Source organism: Acinetobacter sp. 228 (genome assembly GCF_048147885.1).
This window is the reverse complement of the sequence record NZ_JAYWYV010000013.1, coordinates 1-14,803: the sequence shown is the minus strand read 5'-3', so window position 1 is coordinate 14,803 and position 14,803 is coordinate 1. Positions and strand designations below refer to the sequence as shown.

16 protein-coding genes are annotated in these 14,803 nt (G+C 42.9%); 9 read left to right on the top strand and 7 right to left on the bottom strand.

The genetic code is table 11. The annotated features are described in order from the left end of the window. Genes urtC through urtE form a run of 3 tightly spaced genes read left to right on the top strand, consistent with a single transcriptional unit; the run spans position 1 to position 2,598 of the window. On the top strand, positions 1-1,074 hold the full coding sequence (urtC, locus tag VXQ92_RS10675; protein WP_416681508.1) for an urea ABC transporter permease subunit UrtC: 1,074 nt from the start codon (positions 1-3) through the stop codon (positions 1,072-1,074). Beyond that, positions 1,071-1,889 (top strand): urea ABC transporter ATP-binding protein UrtD, encoded by an 819-nt coding sequence (urtD, locus tag VXQ92_RS10670; RefSeq protein ID WP_416681505.1) that lies wholly within the window; start codon positions 1,071-1,073, stop codon positions 1,887-1,889. Before urtC ends, urtD begins: the two co-directional genes overlap by 4 nt. A gap of 10 nt (positions 1,890-1,899) precedes the next feature. Beyond that, complete coding sequence (gene urtE / locus VXQ92_RS10665; protein ID WP_191731006.1) at positions 1,900-2,598, top strand: urea ABC transporter ATP-binding subunit UrtE; 699 nt, start codon at positions 1,900-1,902, stop codon at positions 2,596-2,598. A 125-nt stretch (positions 2,599-2,723) separates the two neighbouring features. On the opposite strand, the gene VXQ92_RS10660 is transcribed toward urtE, so the two are convergent. From VXQ92_RS10660 to VXQ92_RS10645, 4 genes are all read right to left on the bottom strand, one after another. After that, complete coding sequence (locus VXQ92_RS10660) at positions 2,724-3,431, bottom strand: phospholipase D family protein (RefSeq protein ID WP_416681502.1); 708 nt, start codon at positions 3,429-3,431, stop codon at positions 2,724-2,726. Positions 3,432-3,498: 67 nt separating this feature from the next. Beyond that, positions 3,499-4,221 (bottom strand): hypothetical protein, encoded by a 723-nt coding sequence (locus VXQ92_RS10655; protein WP_416681500.1) that lies wholly within the window; start codon positions 4,219-4,221, stop codon positions 3,499-3,501. Between the two features lie 172 nt (positions 4,222-4,393). Continuing rightward, positions 4,394-4,906 carry a GNAT family N-acetyltransferase gene (locus tag VXQ92_RS10650; RefSeq protein WP_416681498.1) on the bottom strand — a complete coding sequence of 171 codons (513 nt, stop codon included), beginning with the start codon at positions 4,904-4,906 and terminating at the stop codon, positions 4,394-4,396. Positions 4,907-4,986: 80 nt separating this feature from the next. Further along, complete coding sequence (locus VXQ92_RS10645) at positions 4,987-5,733, bottom strand: outer membrane protein OmpK (protein ID WP_064102593.1); 747 nt, start codon at positions 5,731-5,733, stop codon at positions 4,987-4,989. A 998-nt stretch (positions 5,734-6,731) separates the two neighbouring features. On the opposite strand from VXQ92_RS10645, the gene VXQ92_RS10640 reads away from it, so the two are divergent. The 4 genes from VXQ92_RS10640 to dsbD all read left to right on the top strand — a co-directional run bounded on the left by VXQ92_RS10640 (position 6,732) and on the right by dsbD (position 10,409). Then, complete coding sequence (locus VXQ92_RS10640) at positions 6,732-7,097, top strand: HPF/RaiA family ribosome-associated protein (RefSeq protein WP_064095089.1); 366 nt, start codon at positions 6,732-6,734, stop codon at positions 7,095-7,097. A gap of 130 nt (positions 7,098-7,227) precedes the next feature. Next, the gene (locus VXQ92_RS10635; RefSeq protein ID WP_416681495.1) at positions 7,228-7,770 is read left to right on the top strand and encodes an ankyrin repeat domain-containing protein; all 543 of its coding nucleotides are present in this window, start codon (positions 7,228-7,230) and stop codon (positions 7,768-7,770) included. A gap of 25 nt (positions 7,771-7,795) precedes the next feature. Continuing rightward, entirely contained in the window at positions 7,796-8,551 is a 756-nt protein-coding gene (locus VXQ92_RS10630; RefSeq protein ID WP_191731008.1) for a transporter, read from the top strand. Positions 8,552-8,567: 16 nt separating this feature from the next. Then, the gene (dsbD, locus tag VXQ92_RS10625) at positions 8,568-10,409 is read left to right on the top strand and encodes a protein-disulfide reductase DsbD (protein ID WP_416681492.1); all 1,842 of its coding nucleotides are present in this window, start codon (positions 8,568-8,570) and stop codon (positions 10,407-10,409) included. A gap of 29 nt (positions 10,410-10,438) precedes the next feature. Here dsbD and VXQ92_RS10620 read toward each other — a convergent pair whose 3' ends face one another. After that, a complete protein-coding gene (locus tag VXQ92_RS10620; protein WP_064095085.1) occupies positions 10,439-11,635 on the bottom strand; it encodes a GGDEF domain-containing protein in 1,197 nt (398 codons plus the stop codon). Positions 11,636-11,979: 344 nt separating this feature from the next. On the opposite strand from VXQ92_RS10620, the gene VXQ92_RS10615 reads away from it, so the two are divergent. Next, on the top strand, positions 11,980-12,549 hold the full coding sequence (locus tag VXQ92_RS10615; RefSeq protein WP_191731009.1) for an FMN-dependent NADH-azoreductase: 570 nt from the start codon (positions 11,980-11,982) through the stop codon (positions 12,547-12,549). A 63-nt stretch (positions 12,550-12,612) separates the two neighbouring features. Here the strand turns inward: VXQ92_RS10615 and VXQ92_RS10610 are convergent, their stop codons facing one another. Further along, on the bottom strand, positions 12,613-13,524 hold the full coding sequence (locus VXQ92_RS10610) for an alpha/beta hydrolase (protein WP_064095083.1): 912 nt from the start codon (positions 13,522-13,524) through the stop codon (positions 12,613-12,615). Positions 13,525-13,680: 156 nt separating this feature from the next. On the opposite strand from VXQ92_RS10610, the gene VXQ92_RS10605 reads away from it, so the two are divergent. Then, positions 13,681-14,118: a DUF2147 domain-containing protein gene (locus VXQ92_RS10605; protein ID WP_064095082.1), complete on the top strand. Its 438-nt coding sequence runs from the start codon at positions 13,681-13,683 to the stop codon at positions 14,116-14,118. A gap of 71 nt (positions 14,119-14,189) precedes the next feature. On the opposite strand, the gene VXQ92_RS10600 is transcribed toward VXQ92_RS10605, so the two are convergent. After that, the gene (locus VXQ92_RS10600) at positions 14,190-14,540 is read right to left on the bottom strand and encodes a Spx/MgsR family RNA polymerase-binding regulatory protein (protein ID WP_064095081.1); all 351 of its coding nucleotides are present in this window, start codon (positions 14,538-14,540) and stop codon (positions 14,190-14,192) included. Between the last annotated feature and the right edge of the window lie 263 nt (positions 14,541-14,803).

Sequence of the window (14,803 nt, the reverse complement as noted above, 5' to 3'; positions counted from 1 at the left end):
ATGAAGATTAAACAATTATTATCCGACAAACCACATAGCGGGATTGCCATAGCCGTGTGCTTTGCCATCTTATTGGCATTGCCATGGCTACATTTATTACCTGCCGATTCAACCCTGCATTTATCTGCTTATTGGGTTACCTTGATTGGCAAAATCATGTGCTTGGCCTTGGTCGCTTTGGCACTGGATTTAGTCTGGGGCTATGCCGGCATTTTAAGTTTGGGGCATGGTTTGTACTTTGCCCTTGGCGGTTATGCCTTTGGGATGTACCTGATGCGCCAGTCTGCAGGGGATGGCATTCCTGACTTTATGCGCTTCCTCAGTTGGACGGAAGTGCCATGGTTTTGGGTGGGTACGGAGTACTTTCTTTGGTCGCTCGCACTTGTAGTGTTAGTGCCGGGCATCATTGCCTTTATTTTTGGCTTCTTTGCTTTCCGCTCGAAAATTAAAGGCGTGTATTTCTCGATTATTACTCAAGCCATGACTTTTGCCGCTGCATTACTTTTCTTCCGTAATGAAACCGGCTTTGGTGGCAACAATGGTTTTACCGGTTTTAAAACCATTTTAGGTATGGACATTACCTCGGCATCTATGCGTGCCAGCCTGTGCTTTATCACTGCACTGGTACTGCTGCTCTGTTTTGTGGGTTTACGTCATTTAATGAATAAACCTTATGGCCGGGTGTTGGGGGCGATTCGTGACAGCGAAAATCGTCTGCAATATTTGGGCTATCGCACGCTTTGGTACAAGCTCTCGGCATGGGTGCTTTCTGCGGTGATCGCCGGGATTGCAGGGGCGTTGTATGTGCCGCAAGCCGGCATTATTAACCCAAGTGAAATGAACCCGGTGAACTCCATTGAAATGGCGGTTTGGGTGGCAGCGGGTGGACGTGGCACACTGATTGGTCCATTGATTGGTGCAGGTGTCATTAACGGGGTAAAAACCTATTTCACCTCGGCTTATCCTGAAGCATGGTTACTCATTTTGGGTGCGCTATTTATTGTGGTCACCATTTTCTTACCGAAAGGCATTATTGGTCTGTTTGACCGTTTTAAAAAGGAGCGTAGCGAATGAGCGAGATCCTACAACCTCATGGTGGTCATGCTTCTGAAGGCTATGGTCGTCCAAGAGAACAAGGCGCAGACTTTACTCACGGCATTGCGTTATATCTGGAAAAAGTCAGTGTATGGTTTGATGCCTTTCGTGCCCTAAATGATTTGTCGTTGTATATCGAAGAGGGTGAATTGCGCTGCATCATCGGGCCGAACGGGGCAGGGAAAACCACCCTCATGGACGTGATTACCGGCAAAACCCGACCAACCGAAGGCAGCGCTTTTTTTGGGCAAAACTATGATTTGTCGAAAATGAGCACCGAAGAAATTGCCGAAGCTGGTATTGGGCGCAAGTTTCAAAAACCAACAGTGTTTGAAAATTTCACAGTGATGGAAAATCTGCTGCTGGCTGCACCCAAAGACAAGCGGGTGAAAAAGAGTTTCTTTAGCAAGCTCGATCCTGATGCACAAAATGCTTTAGATGAGTCCTTAACGCAAATTCGTCTGCAAGAATTTATTCATAAACCTGCTGGCTTACTGTCACATGGTCAAAAGCAATGGTTAGAAATCGGCATGTTGCTGATGCAACGTCCAAAACTGATTTTACTGGATGAACCTGTAGCAGGCATGACCGATGCAGAAACTGAACGCACGGCGGAGCTGTGTTTAGAACTCAAGAAAAATCACACCCTAGTCGTGGTCGAGCATGACATGAGCTTCATTGATACCATTAGTGAAAAAGTCACCGTGTTGGCACAAGGCGCAATTTTAGCAGAAGGCACATTGGCAGAAGTACAAACCAATGAAGATGTCATTGAAAAGTATTTAGGACGTTAAGGAGACCGCGATGTTAGAAGTCAAAGACGTCAATCAATTTTATGGTGGCAGTCATATTTTACGTGATGTGTCGTTGGCTGCACCTGTGGGTGAATGTTCGGTGGTACTTGGACGCAATGGTGTGGGGAAAACCACGCTCCTTAAATGCCTGATGGGTATTTTACCGATTAAATCCGGACAGATTTTGCTGGATGGTAAAGACATATCCAGGCTCAGTCCTGAACAGCGTGTACGTGAAGGTTTGGCTTATGTGCCACAAGGTCGAGATATTTTTTCAACGCTGACGGTGGAGGAAAATATTCTGATTGGCATGGCGAAATTTAAAGGAGCAAAGACACGTAAAGTGCCTGAGCATTTGTATGAAATTTTCCCTATCTTGGAGGAAATGAAGCACCGCCGCGGCGGAGATTTGTCCGGTGGTCAGCAGCAGCAGCTTGCCATTGCACGAGCCCTTGCTTCTGAACCGCGTGTGCTGATTTTGGATGAACCGACTGAAGGTATTCAGCCATCCATTATTAAAGACATTGGCCGGGTCATTCGTAAACTGGCGGATGGTGGTGAGATGGCGATTGTGCTGGTTGAGCAGTTTTATGACTTTGCTGAAGAACTTGCCGATGGTTATACCGTGATGGCACGTGGGCAAGTCGTGGCGCAAGGTGTAGGCAGTGAAATGCCGGAGAAGGGAATTCGGGAGTTGGTGGCGATTTAATGCTTCTGAAGCCTCCCTTTTTTAAAGGGAGGTTTGGAGGGATTAAATTTTAAATCTCCTCTTACCAAGCAGAGTTTCTCATCTCCTAAAGAGAGAGGGGAAATCTTTTTTTAATAATGGAAGGATTAGATTTCTGTATTTTCATTCCAAAGGAAGTACATGCCAAATTGTCCGGTTCTAAATTCACCGCCTATCGCTTTGCCCGTATCCGTTAAAAAGTGCTTATCATTTTCAAGTTTAAGATAGCCTTTATTCACCAGCTGTTCGAGCAAATCAGGAGTCTTGATTCCAAATTTAGAAGCAAGTTTTGCTGTGGTTAATTTCTTGAATTTTACATTTTCTTGTTCTATTTCGCGCTCATTTTGCACTTCAACCTTATCTATTCTAACTTCATCTAAGCTAATGCGAACTTCTTCACTAATCCGAATAATGCGCTGCGCTTCTTCATACGCATCTTTGAAAACGTCATCATCTTCATACTTACGTACTGAAATGCCCATTTCATTGTTATTGACCTGGCTAAATTCATAGAGGTTTAAACTGGAAATAATACATTCTGATTCATTGAGATAGCATTTCGCATGCAGGTTTTTGCAGAAACTTAAACGAACATAATCTAATTTTTGAATCCATTTAATTTCTTCAGGATGTAAATCACTTTTGCCATAAACAATTCGAACATCAATTTTTAACCGGTCTTTGTCTTCAAGAAGCTCTTTAATACGATCATTCAGACGTAAATAAGGACTGATTAAAATTAAACGCTCTTTGGCATTTTTAATCAGTTCTTCTAAGAAAAAATTGGTTGCACTGGTATTTAAAAATTTAGCCATATTTTCCCTATAATATTTTGAATATTATGTTTTTTTATAGGGCAATAAGATATCGCTGAATCGGCAATCACTCAACCTTTAAATAAATGCCATCCGCCGAGACATTATGTCCAAAACCACAAGACATCGGATTGCTGCTATTCACACCAATCTGTTGTCCAATTTGAGCGTTAAACTGAAATTTTAAATCAATTTTGCAATCTTCTACGCTGTAATTGGCTCGAGCTTTATTCAGCGGCATCCGGGTTGAAAATTCTCCCATATTAGGACCATAAATCAGACTGCGTAAACCCATATAGAGTCCATTAAACTCAATCTGGTAGGCATTCGAAGCCTGTTTAACTTCCATCGTATTCCACTGACCAAAACCTGCATAGCGGACATATTTCCCTGCAAGACTCTTCGGTTTTTTTGGTACAGGTAACTGTTTTAGATTGAACTGGCTGGCTTTAGCATTCGGGAAAACGGAAAACCAGGCGCGTGCCCATTGCGGCTTGCCTAGCTTGGCATAACTTATACCGACATTATTAAACGCCGTGGTGATATCACGTTCAGAAAAAGCTGTACCGCCATCTTCTACATTCATCGCACAAAAGGATGACCAGGCCGCTTGTTGCTCAAATTGCGCGATGGCCTTTTGATATTGTTTCTGGTCGTAGAATTTCTTGCCATTATTTGCGTAACTTTGCACTTTGCTACAGCCTGAATGCAATTCTTTCTCGAACTCTGAATCAGCAAAAGTGAGCGCGCTTAAACTTAAAAGAGCAATAGAAAATAGAGATTTGTACATGGTGTTATTCGGTATGAGTTTAATTCGAATAAAACATAGCAAGCCTGTGAAGTAAATAATATCTCTGTTGTAATCCAATCTAGTAAAAATCAGATAATATGAAAGTGATAAAGACAGTGGGAGGCTGATGTTAAGAAAATAGATCAAGAGAAGAATTTAAAATAAAAGTTAATTAACCCTGATCCAGATTGAGTTGTAATAGGACCAAATCACGCCATTGCCCAAACTTCTGTCCAACTTGTGGCATATACGCAGTTTGAATAAAGCCCAGTTTTTCATGCAGGCGAAGTGACGAGGTATTTTCTGAATCAATTGCGGCAACCATAATATGCAATTTCTGTACTTGAGCCTTTTCAATTAAATACTGCAATAATTTAGAACCCAGACCTTGTCCTGCATAATCCGGATTTAAAAAAATGGAATGTTCAACCGTCTGTTGAAAGCCCTGAATACTGCGAAAATGATCATAACAGGCATAACCAGCCACGACCTGATTTCGAGTATCTTCAACCACAAAAACTGGAAAATTCTGATTTTTAAGCTGCTTAAACCAGATTTTGAAATAGTTCAGATCAAAAGCCGTTCTGTTCCAGGTCGCAGTGCCATAGAGCACTTCCTGATTATAAATCTCAAGGATGGTTTCAAGATCAAGTTCGGTCGCAGGGCGAATGTCAAAATCAGGCATATTCTTGTTCTGTTAGGGTAAAGCTGAAATTATGGTTTAAAAAAAGCAGAACCGAAGTTCTGCTTTTGATCATACATCAATTAGAAGTGATACTTCACAAGGGCACTGACATTGTTTTCGTCCGTACCTTTCACAGCATATTTGTTATTCCAGACTGAATGTTCAATACCCAGGTATAGACGGGTTTCTGGAGAGATATGTTTGCCCAGATTCCACTTGTATTGGGTAGTCCAGTTAAGCTCGCTCGCATGACCATTTTTTTCAGCAGTAGACCAGTCAAGGAATCCATCAACAAGAAAGTCTTCGGTGCCAACTTTGAAAGGAATAGCGTACACCACAGTCATTTGGTAATCGTCTTCAGAGCCTTTTTCATTATCGGCCTTGTAGAAGTTTAGCTGAGTATACTGAAAATACGGAATTTCAAGGTCAAAGCCAACACCATACAGATAATTGTTAAAATCACTGCCAGGATAGTTAGCGCTATTGCCTTCCCATGTACCCGCAATCAATACATCTTTAATCGGTCCAAGTTCAAGCTTTTGACCGGTGACAGCACCCAGACTCAAACGAGGTGATACTTCAAAATACGTTGCATTACCTGAGTCATTATGAGTACGGTCAGCAAAACCGAAGAAATCCCCGTAGTTCAACTTGGCAGCATATTCAAAGGTTGCAGTGGTTTGCTGGTTATCGTCACCTGCACCCGGGAAGGCATAGTGTTCACCATAAAGACCAGTAATGCTGAAGTCCTGCCATACAGGTTTTGCTTGAGCAAATACTGCAGTTGAAGCCAATGCACAAAGTGCTGCGAGTTGTGTAAATTTCATTTAAATCTCTCCCCCAAGAAAGCAGAATAAGCATACAGATTAATAAGTAAAAATAAAGTTAAAATTGCGGATCTAGCCAAAATATTCAGGGAGTCATGACCGCGGAGGAATCAGTCTTATTACTGCTATTCCGGTCTGAATTTTCTAAGTCTTTATTTTAAAAAGTCGAAAAAGAGTGATCTTTGTTTGCTTGTTAAGACGGCAAAACATTATTTATCTATAAACAAGCATAGAACATTCAGTAGGTATAAGAGGCTTATGAGGAGATTAAGTTATTAAAAATAATTGGATTTTTATCATAAAATATTATTTTTAGGTAATAGCAGATGAAAAGAACTCATGGCTTGGCACTTAAATCTTGAAGGTATTGCTCTTTTAGATTTTATTCACCATTGATGTCATAAAACCGGGGCTATAATTTTAGATTATTGGCTATTTGTCCAGCTTTAATTCAGATAAAAAAACATCTGGATTGTTTAATCTTGCTGCTTAAACAGCCAAAACTAAACTTTTTGCAAAGTTGTTTCTGCTACCGCGCACTAGACTGAAAAAATAATCTGCTTATCCGTAGTGATTCTAAATATAAAATCTATTATTTTTAATAATTTTCTCTCATTTTTTGTATTCTTGAGGCTAATGGGCGGCTGCAAGTTATAAGCAGATTTTATAATGAAGAGTTCAATACCCAGTCACATAAATAATATTGCAACTACACCATAACTCATCAGTTGTTTTTAACTCGGTAAGTACTTGTCGCAATCAATTATTCTTTTGCTAAAAATCCAAAATACCACTTGCATATTTTCCAGATAGGGCCGATATTCTAGATATAAGGACACGATTCTGCAGACTCAAAAAATGTGTTCATCATTCAAAGTGGAGGTTAGAAGTCCAGTCATTTGGAGATGTAAAATACAATGTGAAACAGCAAGTTAAGAGCGTGCCAAGATAAAGAATTTTGCACTAAAAAAGTTACAGAGATTCGAGGGTGGTAATTTATGAATATTGAAATCCGTACAGATAAGCACATTCAGAATAGCGATCGTTTAATTGAGTATGTACGTGCAGAATTGAATCAGGAATTCCAGCGCCACAGCGAACGTATTACCCATTTTTCAGTCCATCTTAGTGATGAAAATGGTGCCAAAGGCGGTGAAGACGATATTCGCTGCATGATTGAAGCACGGCCTGCAGGATTGAAACCAGTAGTGGTCAATCATCGTGCACCGAGTGTAGCGACTGCGATTAGTGGTGCTATTGACCGGCTGAAACGCAGTCTGGAACATGTTATCGAGAAAAATGATGACCCTCGTGCAGGTACACTGGAACTTGCAGATACGGATACAGTAGATACAGAAAACTGATTTCGGAACGATTTGAAAAGAGCCCTGCGGGGCTTTTTTCATATTAAAACCAAAATATACTTGCTGGAAATACAACAAAAGCCTCTTTATTCGGCATAATAGTCGAAAACGAATTAAAGTGAGTTCCATCATGTTAACTGCGCAACAACAGCTTTTTGTGCAAGCACTCGAAGAATTGAATCTGGAACAGGTCAAACAGCTGCTGGCAGGTGGACTCAATCCAAATTTTGTAGATCATGACAAAGGACCGGTGATTTCGGTCTGGTCGGATGGCCTGTTTAAATGGTGGGAAGAGGTGTGCGAGTTGTATGAAGCCGGCACCCCACTTTTAGAAGATGAAAAGCAAGCACGTTTGCAAGTGCATTTACAGATTCTGGAAGAGCTGATCCAGGCTAAAGTAAATCTGCATCTCTGGGATGCTGAAGAAATTTATGGTCCGCTTTGGGATGCTGCAAGTGCCGCATGTGCACCTGCCGTACAGCGTTTACTTGATGAAAAAGTAGATCCGAATAGCAAAGATGAAGATGGCATGACAATTTTATCTTCAATTAGTGACCTGTTCTTTGACTGTGATTTTGATGAAATTAACTGGTCAGAAGCCCTGCAAGAAGAAAAACAGACGCTCGAACTACTTCGTAGTCATGGCGCAAAAATGACCAAAGAGCTTGGTTAAATACATTTTATAAAAGAGCCTGAATATGACAACATTAAGAATTTTGGGTCTGATAGCACTGGCGAGTTGTAGTGCCCAAATTTTCGCAGCTGATTTTGAATTTGACCGGCCTGGTGAAGGTCTCGGTACCGGCATCACTCCCGTAGGAAAGGTAGCCTGGGAACAGGGATTGCCCACAGTTCAGTATAGCGATTCAGGCGAGCAGACGATTACCAGACTTAATGCAGATATGTTGTTACGTACCGGGATTGCCAAGGATTTAGAACTACGTCTGGGCTGGGATGGTCCTGGATGGAAGCAAGTAAAATCCAATGGTCAGACCGATGACGAAGACGGCTTGGGTGATATCAGTATCGGTCTAAAAAAAGCCATTGATCTGGATGATGACAAACTAAGTATGGCCTTGCTGGCTGAAGCAATTATTGCGACAGGAAATGCCGGTTTTAGTAATGAAGAGGATATTTACAGCCTCAGTTCTGCAGTTTCTTATCAGTATAATGAGTTGGTAAGCACAGCAATCACCATGCGTTATGAATGGCAGGACAGTCACTGGGCAGTTGTGGCAGTTCCATCTTTAGGCTACCAGATTAAAGATCGCTGGTCAGGCTATTCTGAACTGGTTTACCGTAAGGCTGAAGGAGTCAATAATGAATACGCGCTTGGCACTGGAGTGATGTATGCATTAAACGATCGTGTCCAGTTGGACGCCAGTGTAGGTGTAGATCTGAATGGTATAGATCGAAGCTACTTCTCAGGCCTAGGCTTATCTGTCCTGTTCTAAGCGGTTTAGTTTACAGATGATCAAATACTCGCAGTTTCCGGTCTGGGGGAAAGTACTTGTCCCGCTCATTTTAGGCTGCTCTGTATTCAGTAGTCCTGCTCAGGCGGAAACGGCATTGTTGTCTGCCGAGCAGGCTTTTCCGTTAACTGTGATCTCCACCAGTCAGCAGCAGGCTGAACTGAGCTGGCAGATTCCAGACAACTATTATCTGTATCAGCATAAAATTGAAGTGCGGCAGGGGAATCAGGCATTAGCGCTTGAATTGCCGCCAGCTGAAGATTTATATGATGACAACTATGGGCATACCCAGGTTTATTATCAGCAGTTAAAGTTTCAGATTCCGACCCAGGCGGGGCAATCCTATCAGGTCAGTTGGCAGGGCTGTGCTAAAGACCGGATCTGTTATCCGCCACAAACCATCCAGTTCAAGACCGATTTATCTGGTCTGGTACAATTTGAAGCAGCCGGATCAGGAACAAAACGTTTACTTGATTTGAATAGCGCCTCACCGCAACAAAATACCCTGTTTAATACAGCAGGTTCCTCAGAGTCTGCTGTAGATAACCTCTCCGCATCAGACTGGCAAACCGGACCCTATGCAGCACAAGACCAAAAATGGTCAGCCCAGCTGCTTGAACGCTCTTTAGGTTATGGGCTTTTGCTGTTCTTTGGTTTGGGAATATTACTGGCTTTTACCCCATGTTCCTTGCCGATGCTGCCGATTCTGACGTCGCTGATTGTACGAGACAGCAAAGGTCTGAAAGCCTGGATGATTGCACTGACTTTCGTCAGCAGTATGGCTGCTGTCTATGCGGTACTTGGCTTAATTGCATCTTCAGCCGGCCTGAACTTCCAGCGCTGGTTGCAGCAACCCGCCACCTTGATCGGATTTAGTCTGCTATTTGTCCTGTTTGCCCTGAATCTGTTTGGCCTGTTTGAAATCAAACTGCCACAACGTCTGGTTCATCGTCTGGACCGGGCACAGGCCATGCAGCAGGGAGGTAGTCTGGTCAGTGCGGGTATTATGGGAGTGATTTCGGCACTCCTGGTCGGACCCTGCATGACTGCACCGCTGGCAGGTGCATTGTTGTTTATTTCCCAGACCCAAAGTCAGTGGCAGGGAGCTCTGCTACTGTTTACCCTGGGTTTCGGAATGGGCACACCTTTACTACTGGCCAGTATTCTGGGGGCGCGGATTCTACCGAAAGCCGGGCACTGGATGAACCAGATTAAAGTGCTCTTTGCCTTTATCATGCTGGCGCTGGCGCTGTATTTTATTCGGCCGCTGATTTCAGAAGCTGTTTTACAGTGGTTATCCCTAGCTTTGGGCATGGCCTTTGTTGCCTATGTACTATTCCGGATTTTCTGGCATCGTACTGGTCTAAGATGGCTGTATATCCTGTGTCTGGCATTGGCCGTGCCTTATATTGCTTATAGCCAATATCAGCACAGTCAGCGGTTTTTTGTGGAGCAGGCGAGTACAGAAGCCAAGTGGCATGTGGCCCGTAATGCGGCAGAATTTCAGCAGATTTTGGCCAAGGTCCCACAAGGACAAAAGGTCATTATTGATGTCTATGCCGACTGGTGTGTCGCCTGTCAGCCGATCGAACACCGGATTTTAAAATCTGCAGCGGTACAGCAGGCCCTTGCGCCATATTTCCTGATCAAGCTGGATTTAAGCCAATATAATGCTTCTCATCAAGCACTGTTAAATCAATGGGAAATTCTTGGACCGCCGACGTATTTATTCTTGAATGCGCAGCAGCAGGAAATCCGGGGGTTGCGATTGACTGGTGCATTTAGCGAAGCTGAATTGCTGGCCCAGTTGCAAAGTTTGGCGCAAAGCGAAAAGCCTTAGTATTCAATATTATCCAGAAATTGGGCTGTTTAGGAAACTTGCATCTGGGCAGTCAATGGCTCAACATAGGCTTTGACCAGATTACGTCCATCCGCTTTAGCCTGATAAAGTGCCTGATCGGCCTGACTCAATAATTGTTGTGGGCGTAAATCAGCTGTCGAAATGGCAATCCCGAAACTGGCCGTGACCGGAATCAACTCACCCTCATCACTGAAAATCTGCAATTGCTGAATGGCAATGCGGCAGCGTTCAGCCACTTGTTCGGCTTTTTCCAGACTGGTATTTTTAAGCACCAGAATAAATTCTTCCCCGCCAAAACGGCCGACCACATCACTTTCACGCAATTGCTGGTTCAGCACGGCGCTCACTTCTACCAGGGTTTCATCACCCTTATGATGGCCAAAATGGTCATTAATCTTCTTGAAATGATCCAGATCCAGCAACACCAGGGCATAATTGGGAGTCGCTGCGGCATTCAGTTTGTCCAGACACTGATTGATGCTACGACGGTTAAACAGGTTGGTAAGCGGATCGATCTGGCTCAGCTGTTTGATCAGCTGCTCGCGATGCCGCCACTGACTGAGCAGAATCTCGAATAATACCATGCAGACGGCCAGAATTGGCAAAATGAAATACAGCATCGATAACAGCCAGAAACCATTATAAAAAAGCTCGCCATCGAGATTAAATAGCGGTGAATAAGGCAATTGATGGCTGAAACTTAAATAGGCACATCCGCCTAGGAAAATGGATGCTGGAATCAGCATGCTATAGACCAGTGTGCGATGGAACAGCACCAGTCCCACCATAATTAAACAGACATAGGAGGTCGTGGCCACAGGGCTGATCACCCCGACGAGATAGGCGTCACGACACAACGAGATAACAAAAGTACCCACTGCCATGTAGGGCAGATAACGTTCAATCAGCTGATTCCCCTGAAATTTATAACAGGGAAAAATCAGGAGAAATAGAATTACCAGAAAGCTGCTGTTCAGAGTAATTTGTGTATAGACCCGTTCTAGATGAACATATTGCCAATATTCGGGATTTAATAACACGAAAATATCCCAGCCGAGCCAGGTCAGATGTACTCCGCATCCCAATGCCAGCATCAGGATGCACTTTTTTAGAATACTCCAGTTCATCACGACTTCATCTTCGACCAGATATTTCGTGATTTTATGCTTCAGTATTTTTTCTGGTACAGGCGATATTCGCTTCATGGTCCCGGCCTGATTTTAATTGCTATGGCAGTTTTTTTTAAGACTTATCGGATATTTATGGCGTTATTTACATAAGATAACATAAGTTGGAGTACTTGATAAACAACAATATTTAATCCAGTTTGGTTATTTTTATATCTGGTTTGGTGGGCTTTAGCCTGTGATGCAGGCGCTCAGTGCTATGTCAAAGCATCCTTAATTAAAAATCGGAGAGCTTAAGCAGTATACAGTTTTGTTCTAAATTCAGGATGATGTGTTTTATTGGTGCTAATTATTTCATTATGACGAATATTTAAAATAGCTGGATTAATTATCCAATAGAACCGTAAAGAAAGAGCCATATCATGAAAGTTTTACAGATAGATTCCAGTATTTTAGGAGAAGCCTCAATTTCGCGTCAGTTGACGCAGGCTGTGGTAGAGCAATTACAGCAAAAATATGCTGAGGCAATTGAAGTTGACTATCTGGATCTGGCTGCACAGCCCATTCCACATCTGAATGCTGAGATTTTAATGGGTCAAAATGCAGAACAGACCGCCTTGGGTGACAAAATTTTAGAGCAATATTTGCAGGCTGATATCGTGGTCATTGGTGCCGCGATGTATAACTTTGGTTTACCCTCGACTTTAAAGGCCTGGATTGATCGGATCTGTGTCGCAGGACGTACCTTTAAATACACCGAACAAGGTCCTGTGGGGCTGGCGGGAAATAAGAAAGTATATATTGCCAGTAGCCGTGGTGGGGTTTATGGCGAGCAGAGCCCGGCTGATTTTCAGGAAGCTTTCCTGAAAACCGTATTTAACTTTACTGGTGTAACGGATATTGAAGTGATTCGTGCCGAAGGAGTTAACATGGGCGAAACTGCCAAAGCACAAGCGCTGCAAAGTGCATTACAGCAGGTTCAGGCTATTTAACTCAGCCCTTTCCTTTCTGAATAAAGTCAGCTGCGGCTGACTTTTTTACATGCTGAATTATATTTAATCCCGATCCAGACCATGGGCAAATTCAGCAAGATCACCTAAGGCCTGTTTGGCTTCATCGAACCAAGCACTGAACATCTGGAAATTATGCCACATGCCGGTATACAGTTTGAATTCAACCTCGATACCTGCCTGTTCGGCTTTTTCTTTAAAACGGGTCGCATCATCCAGCAGAATTTCCTTGGAACCCACCTGAATATGGATCGGGGGCAAGCCGTTTAAATCGGCAAAAAATGGGGAAACTTCCGGATCGCCACGGTTAATTGAGCGCGGGACATAATATTCAATTCCGGTTTGAAGTGTTTCCAGAGAAAGCAGGGAATCATGTTTCTGGTTATAGCGTAAAGATTCGCTGGTTAAGGTCAGATCCAGCAGGGGAGACAGGAGAATCAAACCGCTAACCTGTGGGAGATTTTCCTGCTGTATTTTAAGTGCCAGCGCCAGTGCCAGATTGGCTCCACAAGAGTCGCCGGACAGGATGATATCTTTGGCCTGCACTCCTTGATCCAGTAGCAGGTGATAAACATCAAACAAGGCTTCCAGGGCTTCCGGATAGGCAGATTCAGGGGATAGTGGATAATCTACATGTAGGACCTGCATTTGGGTCCGAGCTGCAATTTGCGTCATAAAAGCACGATGGGTTTTTAAGGAGCCTAAATAAAATGCACCACCATGAATATGAAAAATCAGCTGGCTGGATTCCTGCTGTGGTTTGATCTCCTCAGCACGTAGCCCCGCCAGACGGAGGGAGCGAATCTCCACAGTTTTGTCCTGAGGGAAAAGTTTGCACATTTGTTCCAGTGCAAGACGCATGGAACTAGGTGGAAGATTCAATCTGCTCGGGGCACGAATGGCTGTTTTTAAAAAGCTTTCTGTAATTAATTGTTTCGTTAGCGCGTTTATCTTCATTTTCCTTCCATCTTTTTGTGCTTTTATTAATCATGTAGATTATTTACCAACCATATTTACAAGGTTACACTAAATAGTCACAGCTAAAAATTGAAAATTTGTTGTGACTTTTTAATACTAGATTGGTCTATTTTCAGACTAAGGAAATGAAGAAAAATGAAAAAAATAGCGCTTATGTTAGGACTACTAGGCTTATCTGCATTGGCTAATGCTGCGGATCCTTTAAATGGCACGGTATGGAAAACCATTGATGACAAAACCAAGCAGCCGAAGGCGATGGTTAAATTCACTGAACAAAAGAATGGCACTTTGTCAGCTAGCATTCAGTCGGTGTTAACTCCAGGTGAAGAAAATGCCTGTACCAAGTGTGAAGGCCCTTACAAGAACAAGTCACTCAAAGGCTTGACTATTGTCAAAGGTCTTAAAAATACTGGTGGTACCAGCTATGACAGCGGTTCAATCCTGGATCCACAATCTGGTAAAACTTATAAGTTGAAAGGTCAGCTAGCTGATGGTGGCAAGAAGCTTGAGCTACGTGGTTTCATTGGTGTAGCGGCATTGGGTCGTAACCAGACCTGGATTCGTGCCAACTGATTTATTTAAGTAGATATTTAAAAGCCTGACGGATGTCAGGCTTTTTTTATGGCGCTTGTTTAAAAAAGGAATCAAGAATCTAAGTTACGATAGGCAGATTCATCAAAACCCGCAATAAATCCTGCAGAGGTCGCCAAGATAGGGCGTTTAATCAAACTGGTGTGGGTGGTTAATGCATTAATTAAAGCATCTTCACTCGATAGGGCCATCTGTTGTTCTTCTGCGCCGAGTTTACGCCAGGTAGTGCCTTTTTTGTTCAAAACTACATCCTGACCCAAGGCGTCCAGCCAGATTTTCACTGTTTCAGCATCGATGCCCTGTTTTTTATAATCATGAAATTCATAAGCGAGACCTTGCTCATTAAGCAGATCAAAGGCTTTTTTCATTGAACTGCAATTTTTAATTCCGTAAATTTTTAACATAGCTGTCATCTAGAAAATTTAAATCATGCATTAGCTTAACCAAATTGGCCACAGCAGACCATGTAAAACCCAAACAGGAAAAGGAAATTTTTTTAAATATCAGTTTTAAATACCCGCCAAGCCCTGTCATTAAAATGACATCAAGCTGCTTTAACATTGGTGGCAAGAAAAAGAATAATCTGCATCCTCTGCACACGACAAAAAAATCATCCCCACCCGATTTTCATAGGTTTAGGGGTTAAAAAGCTAACTAACTGTCGAAA

What these genes read in the sequence shown, in the direction of transcription:
- urtC (WP_416681508.1), top strand. Translation starts at nt 1, where the DNA reads ATGAAGATTAAACAATTATTATCCGACAAACCACATAGCGGGATTGCC.
- urtD (WP_416681505.1), top strand. Translation starts at nt 1,071, where the DNA reads ATGAGCGAGATCCTACAACCTCATGGTGGTCATGCTTCTGAAGGCTAT.
- urtE (WP_191731006.1), top strand. Translation starts at nt 1,900, where the DNA reads ATGTTAGAAGTCAAAGACGTCAATCAATTTTATGGTGGCAGTCATATT.
- VXQ92_RS10660 (WP_416681502.1), bottom strand. Translation starts at nt 3,431, where the DNA reads ATGGCTAAATTTTTAAATACCAGTGCAACCAATTTTTTCTTAGAAGAA.
- VXQ92_RS10655 (WP_416681500.1), bottom strand. Translation starts at nt 4,221, where the DNA reads ATGTACAAATCTCTATTTTCTATTGCTCTTTTAAGTTTAAGCGCGCTC.
- VXQ92_RS10650 (WP_416681498.1), bottom strand. Translation starts at nt 4,906, where the DNA reads ATGCCTGATTTTGACATTCGCCCTGCGACCGAACTTGATCTTGAAACC.
- VXQ92_RS10645 (WP_064102593.1), bottom strand. Translation starts at nt 5,733, where the DNA reads ATGAAATTTACACAACTCGCAGCACTTTGTGCATTGGCTTCAACTGCA.
- VXQ92_RS10640 (WP_064095089.1), top strand. Translation starts at nt 6,732, where the DNA reads ATGAATATTGAAATCCGTACAGATAAGCACATTCAGAATAGCGATCGT.
- VXQ92_RS10635 (WP_416681495.1), top strand. Translation starts at nt 7,228, where the DNA reads ATGTTAACTGCGCAACAACAGCTTTTTGTGCAAGCACTCGAAGAATTG.
- VXQ92_RS10630 (WP_191731008.1), top strand. Translation starts at nt 7,796, where the DNA reads ATGACAACATTAAGAATTTTGGGTCTGATAGCACTGGCGAGTTGTAGT.
- dsbD (WP_416681492.1), top strand. Translation starts at nt 8,568, where the DNA reads ATGATCAAATACTCGCAGTTTCCGGTCTGGGGGAAAGTACTTGTCCCG.
- VXQ92_RS10620 (WP_064095085.1), bottom strand. Translation starts at nt 11,635, where the DNA reads ATGAAGCGAATATCGCCTGTACCAGAAAAAATACTGAAGCATAAAATC.
- VXQ92_RS10615 (WP_191731009.1), top strand. Translation starts at nt 11,980, where the DNA reads ATGAAAGTTTTACAGATAGATTCCAGTATTTTAGGAGAAGCCTCAATT.
- VXQ92_RS10610 (WP_064095083.1), bottom strand. Translation starts at nt 13,524, where the DNA reads ATGAAGATAAACGCGCTAACGAAACAATTAATTACAGAAAGCTTTTTA.
- VXQ92_RS10605 (WP_064095082.1), top strand. Translation starts at nt 13,681, where the DNA reads ATGAAAAAAATAGCGCTTATGTTAGGACTACTAGGCTTATCTGCATTG.
- VXQ92_RS10600 (WP_064095081.1), bottom strand. Translation starts at nt 14,540, where the DNA reads ATGTTAAAAATTTACGGAATTAAAAATTGCAGTTCAATGAAAAAAGCC.